This window comes from Streptomyces sp. NPDC090025, assembly GCF_044748125.1.
Classification (GTDB): Bacteria; Actinomycetota; Actinomycetes; order Streptomycetales; family Streptomycetaceae; genus Streptomyces.
This window is the reverse complement of the sequence record NZ_JBIVFL010000002.1, coordinates 250,013-263,144: the sequence shown is the minus strand read 5'-3', so window position 1 is coordinate 263,144 and position 13,132 is coordinate 250,013. Positions and strand designations below refer to the sequence as shown.

The window sequence follows — 13,132 nt, the reverse complement described above, 5'->3', positions numbered from 1 at the left end:
CCACCGACACCACCGACGCCCCCGCACCGTCCCTGACATCCGAAGGTCCCCGCCCGGCACGGACACAGGTCCCGGGGCGAACCGGGCGACCGCCTCTGGAGCCGGATTTATGGCTCCGTAAGGTGGAAACCAGGACGTCCCCGTAGCCGCGCCCCCCGCCCCCACGAATCGCCCGAACGGAACCTGCCGTGTCCGACCTGCCTGGCCCCGCAGCCCCCGACCCCGACCCCGACCCTGCCCCGGTTCCCGCCCCCGGCCCGCTCCCCGCCGCCTGGCGGGTCGAGCTGCCGCACACCACCGCCGCCGTCCCGATCGCCCGGGCCCTGGTCCGTACCGCCCTGATGGCCATCGAGGGCCCCGAGCGCGCCGCGGCCGACCGCGACACCGCCGAGCTGCTCACCGCCGAGCTGGTCGCCAACGCCGTCGAGCACACCCCCGGCGACGGCCCGATCGAGCTGGTCGTCGAACTGCTTCCGGCGCCCGGCGGCTGCCAGATAGAGGTCCACGACCACGGCCCGGCCGCCGGGCCCGACCAGCTGGTCGGCCCCGATCCGGCCGCCCCCGTCGACCCCTGGCAGGAGCACGGCCGCGGTCTGCTGCTGATCCGCGCGCTGAGCAGCGACTGCGGACACCGCCCCACCGCGCACGGCAAGGCGGTGTGGTTCACGCTCCCGGCGGTGCCTGCGCAGCGGCGTCGGACTCCGGGTTCCTGACCAGGCCGCGGCCGAGCCGCGAGTTGCGGCGCCCGTACCCCGCGTACACCAGCGCGCCGACGACCAGGAAGACGGCGAACTGCACCCAGGTCGTCCAGCCGGTCCCCCAGATCAGGTAGACGCAGAAGCCGACGCCGAGCAGCGGGCTCAGCGGGTAGAGCGGCACCCGGAAGGAGCGCGGCAGCTCCGGGTCACGGCGGCGGAGCACGACCACCGCGATGTTCACCACGGCCATGATGGTCAGGGTGCCGATGGTGGTGAGGTTGACGACCACGTCGAGCGAGGCGAACGCGGCCGGTACGGCGAAGACGAGGGCCACGATCCAGGTGTTGGCGACCGGGGTGGCGCTCTTCGGCGAGACCCGCTCGAACACCCGGGGCACCAGGCCGTCGCGGGACATCGACATCAGGATGCGGGTCTGCCCGTACATCACCGCGAGGACGACGGACGCGATGGCGACGACCGCGCCGAAGGCGATCACGCCGCCGCCGATGGTCGAGCCGGTCACCTGGTTGACGATGAGCGAGAGCGCGGCGGGCTTGTCGGCGACGGCGTCGGCGCCGAGCGCCCCGATCGCGGAGAGCGCGACGGCGCAGTAGAGCAGGGTCACCACGCCGATGCAGATGAGGATGGCGAGCGGGATGTTGCGCCGCGGATTGCGCACCTCCTCGCCGGCGGTGGTGATGGCGTCGAAGCCGATGTACGAGAAGAAGGCGACGGACGCGCCCGCGGTGATGCCCGCGGTGCCGTGCTCGGCGAACGGCGAGAGGTTGCCGTCCTTGAAGGCGCTGAAGCCGATCGCGCAGAACAGGACCAGGATCGCCAGCTTGAGCACGGCCATGGCGGCGGTGGCGCGGGCGCTCTCGCGCACGCCCCGGACGAGCAGCACGGCGGCGAGCAGGATCACCACGACGGCCGGGAGGTTGACGGCGCCGCCGTCGGCGGGCCCGGCGGAGAGCGCGGCTGGCAGCTGCCAGCCGATCAGGCTGTCGAGGAGTTCGTTGAGGTACTGGCTCCAGCCGACCGCCACGGCCGACACGGAGACGCCGTACTCCAGGAGCAGGCACCAGCCGACCAGGAAGGCGACGCGCTCGCCGAGGCCGGCATAGGCGAAGGAGTACGAGGAGCCGGAGACCGGGATCGCACCGCCCAGCTCGGCGAACGAGAACGCGGTGAAGACGCAGGTGATCGCGGCGAGCACGAAGGAGACGAGGACGGCGGGGCCCGCCTCGGCGACGCTGTCGGAGAGGCCGACGAAGATGCCGGTGCCGACGATCGCGCCGATGCCGAAGCACACCAGCTGGAAGAGCCCCATGGTGCGGCGCAGGCCGTGGCCTTCGAGGTCGGCGCCGGACTCGGCGATCAGCTGGCTCGGGGACTTGATCCGCGCGGGGTTGGGCCGGGCGGGGCTGGGCCGCGAGGCGGACGGGGGCATGCGGGGCGCTCTTCTCTGGTCGTGCACGCAAGAAGGGGGGTCCGGGCATGCGTGCCCGGACCCCCCTGAACCCTGTGATCGTAGACCACATTCCGCATATTCACCCAATCAGGCGTATTTATATGCCTAACCGGACCTAGCGCCCGACGGGGTGGCCCACGAACGGGCCTCCGTCGGCCGCCGTCGGCCGCCGTCGGCCGCCGTCGGCCTCAGGCGGGGTCGCCCATCGTCGCGACCATGACCGCCTTGATGGTGTGCATCCGGTTCTCCGCCTCGTCGAAGACGACCGAGTGGGCCGACTCGAAGACCTCGTCGGACACCTCGAGCTCGGTGAGGCCGTGCCGGGCGTGGATCTCGCGGCCGACGGCGGTGCCGAGGTCGTGGAAGGCCGGCAGGCAGTGCAGGAACTTCACGTCCGGATTGCCGGTGGCCCGCAGCACGTCCATGGTCACGGAGTACGGGGCGAGGGCGGCGATCCGCTCGTCCCAGACCTCCTTGGGCTCGCCCATCGACACCCACACGTCGGTGGCGACGAAGTCGGCGCCGCGCACGCCCTCGGCGACGTCCTCGGTCAGCGTGATGGTGGCGCCACTGGCCTCGGCGAGGCGCTGCGCCTCGGCGACGAAGTGGTCGGCGGGCCAGTACGCCTTGGGGGCGACGACGCGGACGTCCATGCCGAGCAGGGCGCCGGTGATCAGGTAGGAGTTGCCCATGTTGAAGCGGGCGTCGCCGAGGTAGGCGAAGGCCATGGCGTCCAGCGGCTTGGTGCTGTGCTCGGTCATGGTGAGCACGTCGGCGAGCATCTGGGTGGGGTGCCAGTCGTCGGTGAGCCCGTTGAAGACGGGCACCCCGGCGTGCGCGGCGAGCTCCTCGACGGCCTCCTGGCTGTCGCCCCGGTACTCGATGCCGTCGAACATCCGGCCGAGGACCCGGGCGGTGTCCTTGACCGACTCCTTGTGGCCGATCTGGGAGCTCGCCGGGTCGAGGTAGGTGGTGGACGCGCCCTGGTCGGCGGCGGCGACCTCGAAGGCGCAGCGGGTCCGGGTGGAGGTCTTCTCGAAGATCAGTGCGATGTTCCGGCCGGTGAGCCGCCGCACCTCGGTGCCCGCCTTCTTGGCCGCCTTCAGCTCGGCGGCGAGCGCGACGAGACCACGGAACTCCTCGGCGGTGAAGTCCAGCTCCTTGAGGAAGTGGCGGCCGATGAGGTCGGCGGTCATGGGCGCTCCTGGGTTACGGTCGAGGACGCGGCGGCGGCGTCGGGGATACGAGAATGCTGGAAGTATATACGGTAACCAGCATTCTTATACAGCCCCTACGGTCCCTACGGCCCGCGTCCGCTCATACGGCGTCCCGTCCTACGGCGTCCTGTCATACGGCGTCCCGCTCGACCGGGCAGCTCATGCAGCGCGGGCCGCCCCGGCCGCGGCCCAGCTCGCTGCCCGGGATCTCGATCACCTCGATGCCCTGGCGGCGCAGATGCGTGTTGGTGGTGACGTTCCGCTCGTACGCGACGACCACCCCCGGCTCCACCGCCAGCACGTTGCACCCGTCGTCCCACTGCTCGCGCTCCGCCGCGTGCACGTCCTGGGTGGCGGTGAGCACCCGGATGTCCTGGAGGCCGAGGGCCGCCGCGATCGCGCTGTGCATCTGCTCCGGCGGATGGTCGGAGACCCGCAGCGACTGGCCCTGGTCGCCGGGCTCGATGGTGTACGAGCGGAGCATGCCGAGGCCCGCGTACTGGGTGAAGGTGTCCGCGTCCACCATCGTCATGACGGTGTCCAGGTGCATGAACGCCCGCCGCTTCGGCATGTCGAGGGCGACGATCGTGCGCGCCGAACCGGCCGCGAACAGACCGCGCGCCAGCATCTCCACGGCCTGCGGGGTGGTCCGCTCGCTCATCCCGATGAGCACGGCGCCGTTGCCGATGACCAGGACGTCGCCGCCCTCGATGGTCGACGGGTAGTCGGACTGCCCCTCCGACCAGTGGTGGAACGGGCCCGCGTCCGCGCCCGTGAACAGCGGATGGTGCTTGTAGATCGCCTCGAAGTGCACGGTCTCGCGCTGCCGGGCGGGCCAGCGCATCGCGTTGATCGACACCCCGTCGTAGATCCAGGCCGAGGTGTCCCGGGTGAAGAGGTGGTTCGGCAGCGGGCCGAGCACGAAGTCGTCCAGGTCGAGGGCGTGGAAGCGGACCGAGGTCGGCTCCCGGTGCGCCGCCAGGAACTCCCGCTTGGTCATGCCGCCGACCAGCGCCGCCACCAGGTCGGCGGAGTCCAGCGAGTCGAACGCGGCCCGCAGATGGTCGGCGGCGAGCGGCCCGTACTCCTTCTCGTCGAAGACCCGGTCGAGGACCAGCGCCCGGGCCGCCGGCAGCTCCAGGGCCTCGCCCAGGAGGTCGCCGAAGAGATGCACCTCCACCCCCCGGTCCCTGAGCACGTCCGCGAAGCCGTCGTGCTCCTGGCGGGCCCTGCGCACCCAGAGCACGTCGTCGAAGAGGAGGGCGTCCTTGTTGGTCGGGGTGAGCCGCTTCAGCTCCAGATCCGGGCGGTGCAGGATGACGCGGCGCAGCCGCCCGGTCTCGGAATCGACATGGAATCCCATGGGCCCATCCTGGCGGAGCCGGGCGGCTCGCGCGTGGCGGTCGGCGTGTCGGAATCCGTGCTGCCGGATCCCCGGGGTCAGTGCCGGAGCACGACGATGAAGATGAGGACGACGAGCAGCACGAACACCGCGCCGAGCAGCGCGATCGTCGTCACGCCGTCCTTGTCGTGCCCGGCGTCCGGCCCGTTGCCGTGGCCGTCGTCCCAGCGGTCGCCTTCGCGCCGGGCCCGGCCCTCGGCCGGGACGGTGGTGCGGGTGCCCCGTTCGGACACCGGGCGGGGCGGGGCCTCGGCCGGTTGCGGGGGGATTGAGGGCGGTGCGTAGGGCTGGGGGTGCGGGTGCGGGCTCTGGGCCGCCTGCGGCTGCGGGTACGACTGTGCGTGCGGGTGCGGCTGGTGGTGCGGCTGTGGTTGGGGCTGGGGTTGCGGGGACGGCTGCGGGTCGGGCGGGAGCACGCCGAGGACTACTTCCTGCCACACGCCCTCGGGCAGCCCGGGACGGCCCCCGCCGACGAGCCCCCGGAAGACGGCCCGGTCGACCGGGTCCTGACTGGTGCCGAACCGGCGCAGCACGGCGGCGAGATGGCGGAACGGTGCGGCCTCGCCATGGCGGGCGCCGAGGACCGGGCGTACCGCCCACGCGTGCAGCGCGGCGACGTCGGCCGCCCACCGGACCGGTGACGTGGGGGGCTCCCCGGGGTGCTCCCGGCGGACGAAGTAGCCCGCGGCGATGACGACCTCGCACAGCTCGACGCGGAGCGAACGGCCCCAGTCCGAGTAACGTCCGGCCACCGCCTGGACGACCAGGGTGACCACCGCCCGGGGCTGGGTACCGGCGCGCAGCACCGCGAGCAGCTCCCGGTCGTCGGCCGCCGCCAGCCATCTGCGCCGGTCCTCCGCGGTCGGGGCCTCGCGCAGCAGGTACTCCAGGCTGAAGTCCTGGTGCCGCCCCCGGCGCCTGCGGCCGGGCCGGACGCGCCGCCGCCCGGGCGGCGGTCCGGCCCACGGCGAGTCCGCGAGCGTGTCCGCGATCGTGTCCGCGAACTGGACACCGGCACCGATACCGCCACCGGCCGTCTCGGCGGGCCCGCCCATACCGATCACCGGCTGCCGCTCCCGGTCCCGGTCCGGCTGCCAGTCCCGGTCCGGGGAGCCCTCGCGCGCCGGGGACGTGACCGGGGGTGTGGCGGGCGACGTGGCGGGCGACGTGGTCGCGGGGTACGGCGGGACCGGCGGTGTGCCGTGGGAGGCGGCCGGTGTCCACGGGGCCGGGGAGGCGGCGGGGGCCTGGGCCGTCGGCTTCGCGGCCGGATCGCCCGCCGTGACCGGCGCAGTGCCGGTCGGCGGGCGCGCCGTCGTGTCGGCGGTCGTGTCGGTCGCCGTATCGGCCGTCGTGTCCGTCGCCGTGTCGTGGCTCCGCTGCCGGCGCTGCCGCTCCGTCCGGTCCAGCTCGTCGGCTGCGGCACGGGCCACGTCGAGCATGTGGGGCTTCGCGTACGAGGCCTGGCGCAGCGCCCGGTGCAGCGCTCCGGCGACGGCGTACCGCGTGGTGTCGCCCGCTGCCACGCCCCGCAGATGATGGTCGACAAGGCGTGCCGCGACCTGTTCGGCCTCGTCGCCGACGCGGTGCAGCGGGTCCGCGCGGTGCCGGTGGCCGTCCGTGCTGGCCTGCCCCGACCACCGGCCGACGAAGATGAAGCGGAGGAACTCGCTCTCCTCCGTGTCGTGGGTGGCGAAGGTCCAGTGGAAGTCGGTGCTCTCACCGAAGAGTCCGTGCAGTCCCCACAGCACCGGCAGCGCGCTGCCGCCCTGTTCGTCGCGGAGGGTGAAGCGGTATCCCGGTCGGCGCAGGAACTCCGCCACGGCGCCGACGAGTTCGGTCCTGGCCGTGCCGAGCCCGGCGTCGAGTGCGGCGTGCCCGGTGGGCGTCGCGTCGAGCAGGACCCGCTCCGGCACCGACGGCAGGTCGCCGCGTACCCGGTCGAGCGGCAGATCGGCGCCCTGCCAGTTCCAGGCGTGCAGGCCCAGGCAGTTGTCCGGGCTGAGCAGCTCAGGGGAGCCGGTGAGGAGGTGGCAGATGGCGGAGGGGCTGCCGCCCGGGTCGCTCCAGGGGATCCGGCGGATCAGGATGGCCCGGTCCCCGGCCCTGTGCTGGAGCCGGACGAGCGCGGGGCGGGTCGCCGCGCCGTTCGTCCGCAGCAACGGCCCGACGAACCTGGCGAGGGGCTCGACCTCGGCCCGGTCCACGGACCAGGCCACGGGACCGAAGCCGGTGGTGCCGGAGAGCTCCGCGTCCCAGCGGAACACGATCTGGTCGACCTGGTCGTCCATGCCCGTCCGTTCGCTCCGGTCCGGTCGCGCGTCCCGGTCCGGTCGTATGTCCCGGTCCGCGCCGTCCTGGGGTGCCATCGGTCAGTCCCTTCCTCTGAGCAGCCCGCACGCGGCGAGGACGGACAGCAGGGGGGTGAGGATCCGGCGGGGCCGCGCCCCGTGCGGGAAGCGGTCGCCGCGGGCCTCGCCGCCCGTCGCGGCGACGAAGTGCAGGGTGCAGTGGGCGCAGTCGTCGAACGGGCGCAGCCAGGCGGGGCTCCCGTGGTGGCGGAGGAAGGCGTAGGCGTCGCGGCTCTCGGCGGTGAGGACCGCCGGGTCGTGGCGGGACGGCAGGGCCCGGCCGAGCCAGTGGTCGACGGTCGGGTCGAAACGCATCAGGTCGCTCTTGTTGACGGCGAGCGCCGAGGGCGCGGTGACATAGCCGTCCCCGTCGCGCGGCAGCCGGTTGAGGACGGTGGCGAAGGCCTCGTCGCCCAGGCCGCGGTAGGAGACCCGGTACCGGTCGCGGGCCGGATCGAGCGAGGGCAGCCGCACGGCGCGCAGCGGGTCGACGACGAACACGAAGGCGTCCACGCCCTGGAGGAAGCTGGTCACCGGGCCGTCCGTGACGAGGTCCTCGCCCGCGAGGTCGAAGAAGATCACCGGGCGTGGGGTCCGGCCGGGCGCGCTGACCAGCAGGCCGTCGGAGAAGCGGGCGAAGGTCTGCTGGCCGGTGCGGGGCAGCATGACGCCCTGCTCGAGGTGCTGCACACGGTCGCGCAGATAGGTGCGGTGGGCGTCGGGGTTGAGCGGCAGGCATTTGAGGCCGTAGGGCTCCAGGCCGCCGAGTTCGACGGCGCCGAGCATCGAGGCCATCAGATGGGTCTTGCCGACGCCGGAGCTGCCGACGAACGCGATGGACAGCGGTTCGCCATTGGTGAGGTAGGGGACGGGCAGTGCGTGGGTGTCGGGGCCTTCGAGGCTGTGCGGGCAGAGCTGGTAGGCGGTGCGCAGCAGGTCCTGGCGGTGGCCGGGGCGGTGCTCGGCGGACAGGTCGAGCGGGCTGCGGTTGCCCATCTCGTCGAGGGTGACGAGGAGTTCCTCGTCGAAGGTGACCGGAAGCAGGCAGTGGGGGCACATCCGGCCGGCGGGCCGGGGCGGCTCATCGGGCGGTGGCGGTACGGGGGCGGGGCGGGCCGCCGGTTCGCCGAACAGCCGGTCGCGCCAGCCGCGGCGGGCCTGCGGGGGCGCGGTGAAGGGGCGCGTCGCCGCGTCCAGGCGTTCCTGGCGCCGGGCGGCCCGGCGGGCGACCTCGGCGTCGTAGCGGGCCCGGCCCTCGTCGAGCGGGTCGGCGGCGCCGACGGCGTGGGCGAGCGGGTCGGGCAGCCGGAGCAGCCGCAACAGCTCGGCCGGTGCGGGCCGTTCGGCCGCGGTGGCGGCGAACAGGCCGCTCTGCGCGAGCGCGGCGAGCCGCCGGTAGTCGGCCAGGTCCTCGGGCGGGCCGTCGGCCCGGTCGGGGCGCCCGGGCGGGCCGGGGTTCCCGGAGAGCAGCAGATAGCCGATCCTGGCGAGCGACCACAGGTCGTCGCGCGGGTCGGCGTCGCCCTTGCCCCGGCGCTGTTCGGGTGCGGCCCAGGGCGCGCTGCCGAACGGCTCGCGGGGTTCTCCGGCGCGCAGCACCGCGTACGGCTCGCTGAGCCGGACATGGCTGCCGTCCCACCGTACGGTGTCGGGGGCGAGCGCCCGGTGCACAAGGCCGGCCGCTTCCAGGAGGCGTACGGCGAGGGCGAGTTGGTTGATGATGCGCTGCTGCTCCTCGGGGCCGAGGCGGTCCCGGCAGTCGGTGAGCGGCGCCCCGGTCGAGGCGCGGTAGAGCACGAAGGGCTCGGCGCAGTCGAGGTCGTAGCCGAGGATCCGGGTGAAGACCTCGGCGAACTTCTCGTTCCCGTAGTGCCGTTCGAGGGTGACGGCGGCGGCCACCTCGCGTTCGAGGAGGGTGTACGCGCGGGGGTCGGCGTGCTGGGCGGACGGCAGCCGGTACTGGACGACGGGCCAGCCTGCGGCCAGGGTGAGCAGCCGGGCCCGCAACTGTGGGCGGCCCGCGGCGCGGCCGTCCGGCCCGTACCGCGCGGCGAACCGGACCGGCACCTGCTGCGGGGTGAGGAACTCCAGTTCCTCGCCGGGTTCTTCGGGGTCGGGTCCGGCCGGGGGCGCGGCGGTGGGCGGCTCGTCGGTCATGGTGCTCCGTCCTCGTCGGCCAGGACCGTCCGGACGACGTCCGTCCGCAGCGGTACGAGGCGGAGCACGCCCGCGTGGCGGCCCGCGTCGGTCCAGGTCACGTCCTCGGCGCCGCCCCGCCAGATGTCGTCGCCTGTGGTGCCGTGCCGCATGGTCTCGGGCACGAAGCGGATCCGGCGGGCGGCGCCGGGTTCCTGGGAGAGCAGTCGCTGGTGCTCGGGTCCGCACAGCGGGACGGTGAGGCCGGGTTCGTCGTCGGCGCTGAGGAGCCGGGCGATGCCGTCGGGGGCGACGCCGGTGAGCCGGGCGGCGTCGGGCCGCCCTTCGCGGTCGCGGCCGGGCGGCGGTGAGGCGGCGGCGTCGCGTTCGAGCCGGGTGCGGGTCTCGTCGAGGAGGGCGGTCATGGGGGTGTCGAGCGGGAGCCGTCCGGCGTTGCCCGGGTCGCGTTCGATCCCGGCCCAGCAGCCGTCGAGCAGGCCGGAGACCCCGTCGACCAGGTCGGTGACGAGGGTGTCGACGAGGGCGGGGCCGCCGTCCCCGTAGCGCCGGTCGAGCCAGCGCGGGGTGACGGCGGGCGGCTCGGCGGCGAGCGGGTCCCCGGCCGGTGCGGCTTTCGGCGGGTACGGCGGTCCTGGCGGGTACGGCGGTCCTGCCAGGTCGGCCATGGTCGGCGGCGGCCCCGAGGCCGGGGTCGGGGTCGGGGTCGGGTCCTTGGGCGGGGGCGCGGAGGCGGTCGGCTCGTCCCAGACGGAGCTGTCGGACCACTCGTCCCAGTCCCAGCCGCCGCCCGTCGTCTCCGGCCCGGCGGGACCGGTCACGGTGGCCGGGCCGCCAAGACCGTAGGGGTCGGGGCCGGTGAACGGATCGGTGCTGCCGTACGGGTCGGGTGCGCCGGGGGTGCCGTAGGCGTCGGCCGTCGCGGCGAGCCCGCGCAGCAGCCGGGCGACCGCCCCGGCGCCGTCGGAGCAGTGGTGGCGCACGTCCGCGAACAGCCAGTCGTGCACGGCGGCGGTGACCAGGAGGGTGTGGATCTCGTCGAGGGCCCGGCCGCCGTCGTCCGGGTCGGCCCGGTCCCACCACGCGTCGACGGCGACGGTCCAGTCGCGCAGGGCGCGCAGGCCCACCCCGGCCACGGCCAGGGTGAGGGCGAACGCGCCGACCCAGACCGGCGGGGAGAGGGTCTGCCCGACGGCCGCTCCGGCGATGCCGCCGAGCACTCCGCCGAACAGCCGGGGCGTGACACCGGTGGTGCCGCCGCCGTCGAGCCGCCCGTCGGGCGAACGGTTGGGGCGGCGGCGGCCCATCAGGACCGCCAGCCCGGCGGCGAGCAGCCCGACCGCGGGCCCGGTGGCCCAGCCGATGCCCGGCCACACACCGCCGAGCAGCGCGAGCAGTCCGGTGAGGAGCATCGCCCCGACGGCCGACCCGCCCGCCACGAAGGGGTGCTGGGCGAGCAGCCGGTCGACCCGGTCCCGGCCGCAGACGGTGTCGAGGGCGGCGAGCCGGGCGGCACTGCCCGCCGGTGCGGTCCGCGCCGCGAGGGCGGCGAGCCGGGCCGCGACGGACCGCAGCGGCAGCCGACGGGCGATCAGTTCATGGGTGTGGTCGCGCAGCGCCGGGACGATCCCGGTGCGGGTGATCTCGCGGGGCATCTCGGGGAGCCGGACGCCCCGGTCGGCGAGCAGGCCGCGGTCCTCGACCGTGGGCCGGACCGCGCCCGCGAGGCCGAACGCGTCGGCGACCAGGGCGCGGAAGCCGCGCAGCGCGCCCGCGAGGCGTTCGATGTCGCCGGGCAGGTCGACGCTCCGCCCGACGCCGGTGAGCAGCCCGGCGGGGCCGCGCACCCGCGCGTACCCGTCGACGGCGTCCTCCAGGGACTCCGCGCCCTCCTGCCGGAGCCGTCCGGCGCGGCCGTGGGCGGGCAGCCACTCGTGTCCGGACAGCGAGGCGGGCACCGACTCGTCGAGGAGCAGGGCGAGTTCGGGCGGGACCCCGCCGACGGAGCCGGTGACCGGCACGTCGGGTCCGGTCAGCGCCTCGACGGCCTGCCGCCAGGCGCGGGCGCGGGCCTCGTCGGTGAGGTCGTGCTCCAGGATGCGGACCGAGGGCACGGCGACGCCGTCGGTGACCCGGCCGAGCGCGCGCAGCACGGCGTCGAACACCTCGGGCGTGGCGAGCACCTCGACCAGCGGGCGGAGCGCGGCGGCGGCGTCCCCCTGGAAGCCGTCGAGCAGCCACAGCACTCCGGCCGCGGGCGGCCGCAGGGTGAGGGTGCGGCGCAGGCTGCGCTCCCCCGGCGCGCTGACGGCGAGGCAGACGACCTGCGCCGGGCCGTACGAGGACAGCCGCTCGTGCAGCAGCTGGTGGCCGACGAGTGCGTCGGCGTCGTCGACGACGAGGAAGCGGCGGCGGCCCGCGGGCTGCGGCACGGCGAGGGCACGCCGTACCGCTTCCTCGGGCCCGTACCCCTCGGAGCCGTACGGGTCGGAGCCGGACGCCTCGGGCCCGTACGCCTCCGATCCGTACGCCTCGGCGCGCAGGTCGAGGCAGACGGCGTGGCCGGGCACGGGGTGCTCCGGCAGGACACGCGGGTTCATGCGTCCTCCCCGTCCAGGTCCCAGGGGTAGCCGCCGTTGCCGGGCTCGGGCGCGGGCCCGTGGTGGCCGGCCGGGGGCGGCGGCGCCGCGGGCGCGGGGCCCGGGTCGGGCGCGGGGCCCGCCGGGGCGGCCGCCGGGGCCGCGGGCTGCGGCGCGGGCGGGGGTACGGGCTGGGCGCTGGGCGCGTGGCGCTCGTAGAGGGCGCGGAGGGTGGGCCGGGTGGGGCGGCCCGCGCCGGGGAACCGCATGTCGAGCGCCGCCGGGTAGGTCACCTCCCAGAAGTCCCGCAGCGGCGCCAGCCATTCGGCGCTCTCCGCCCCGTACTCCAGGGAGACCTCGTCGAGCAGCGCGAGCTGGCGCGGCGCGATCTCCTCGACGAACCGCACGAACAGCGGCGACGGGCCGACCGGAGTGTGGCCGAGGCCCTTCGGCAGCGCCTGCATCAGACGGCCGCAGAACTCCTCGATGATCGTGCCCTCGTCGAGCAGCGCCCAGCGCTCGTAGGCCCGCAGCAGGCCCGCCCAGCTGGACAGGGCACCGTCGAAGTCCTCCAGGCGCAGCGACATCGTCGCGGACTCGCCCTCCTGGAGCCGGATGCGGACCAGGTGCGGCGAGGCCTCGGGGCCCTCGGTGTGGATGTGCCCGTTCCACATCGCGCAGAGCAGCCGGTGCATGATCCGGCGCCGGTCCTCCTCGGTGGACACCAGCCAGTCGTCGTGGTGGCCGAGCCGCTGCCGCCAGTGCAGGAAGTCCTCCTGGCCGCCGGAGTCGCGGGCCTCGGACCAGAGGGTGAGGACGCCCCGCACCTCGGAGATGTCCGTCAGGTTCATGCCGCTGCGGAACAGCACGACGGTGATCGACTCGGTGTCGACCGCCCGGTACTCCTGGGTGGCGCGCGGCGGCAGGTTGAGCTCCTGGCGCAGGTACTCGGCGGCGCGGCTGTCGGTCTCGCCCGCCGGGTGCACGATGAGGATCTTCAGCGGGCCGCTGCCGTCCGGGCTGAAGCCGACCGGGAGGAGTCCGGCGAGCGCGGCCCTGAACTGCACCAGCCAGCGCGGGTCGACCTTCGCCTCGGCGCTCTTGTCGCCCGCGACGGCGCGGAGCAGCAGCGCCATGGACGGCAGCAGCGGGCGGGTGAAGCGGTCGTCGTTGGCCTCGCCGAACAGCTTCTTCACCCGCCGCTCGACGACCTGCTTGATCTCCTTGACGGCGGCGCCGGGCGAGCGGCGCACCGCGTCG

Annotated in this window: 7 protein-coding genes; 1 reads left to right on the top strand and 6 read right to left on the bottom strand. The window is 74.8% G+C overall.

What is annotated here, in order from left to right:
• Positions 1-197 precede the first annotated feature (197 nt).
• The gene (locus tag ACIPXM_RS07125) at positions 198-713 is read left to right on the top strand and encodes an ATP-binding protein (protein WP_401653659.1); all 516 of its coding nucleotides are present in this window, start codon (positions 198-200) and stop codon (positions 711-713) included.
• On the opposite strand, the gene ACIPXM_RS07120 is transcribed toward ACIPXM_RS07125, so the two are convergent.
• From ACIPXM_RS07120 to ACIPXM_RS07095, 6 genes are all read right to left on the bottom strand, one after another.
• Positions 664-2,148, bottom strand: a complete 1,485-nt coding sequence (locus ACIPXM_RS07120; protein ID WP_401652865.1) for an amino acid permease — start codon at positions 2,146-2,148, stop codon at positions 664-666. The genes ACIPXM_RS07125 and ACIPXM_RS07120 overlap by 50 nt on opposite strands.
• A 209-nt stretch (positions 2,149-2,357) precedes the next feature.
• Positions 2,358-3,365, bottom strand: a complete 1,008-nt coding sequence (gene argF / locus ACIPXM_RS07115; protein ID WP_401652863.1) for an ornithine carbamoyltransferase — start codon at positions 3,363-3,365, stop codon at positions 2,358-2,360.
• A 151-nt stretch (positions 3,366-3,516) separates the two neighbouring features.
• Entirely contained in the window at positions 3,517-4,749 is a 1,233-nt protein-coding gene (locus tag ACIPXM_RS07110) for an arginine deiminase (RefSeq protein WP_401652861.1), read from the bottom strand.
• A 77-nt stretch (positions 4,750-4,826) separates the two neighbouring features.
• A complete protein-coding gene (locus tag ACIPXM_RS07105; protein WP_401652860.1) occupies positions 4,827-7,157 on the bottom strand; it encodes a hypothetical protein in 2,331 nt (776 codons plus the stop codon).
• Between the two features lie 3 nt (positions 7,158-7,160).
• Positions 7,161-9,296: a hypothetical protein gene (locus ACIPXM_RS07100; RefSeq protein ID WP_401652859.1), complete on the bottom strand. Its 2,136-nt coding sequence runs from the start codon at positions 9,294-9,296 to the stop codon at positions 7,161-7,163.
• Entirely contained in the window at positions 9,293-11,893 is a 2,601-nt protein-coding gene (locus tag ACIPXM_RS07095; RefSeq protein WP_401652857.1) for a hypothetical protein, read from the bottom strand. Before ACIPXM_RS07095 ends, ACIPXM_RS07100 begins: the two co-directional genes overlap by 4 nt.
• Positions 11,894-13,132 lie beyond the last annotated feature (1,239 nt).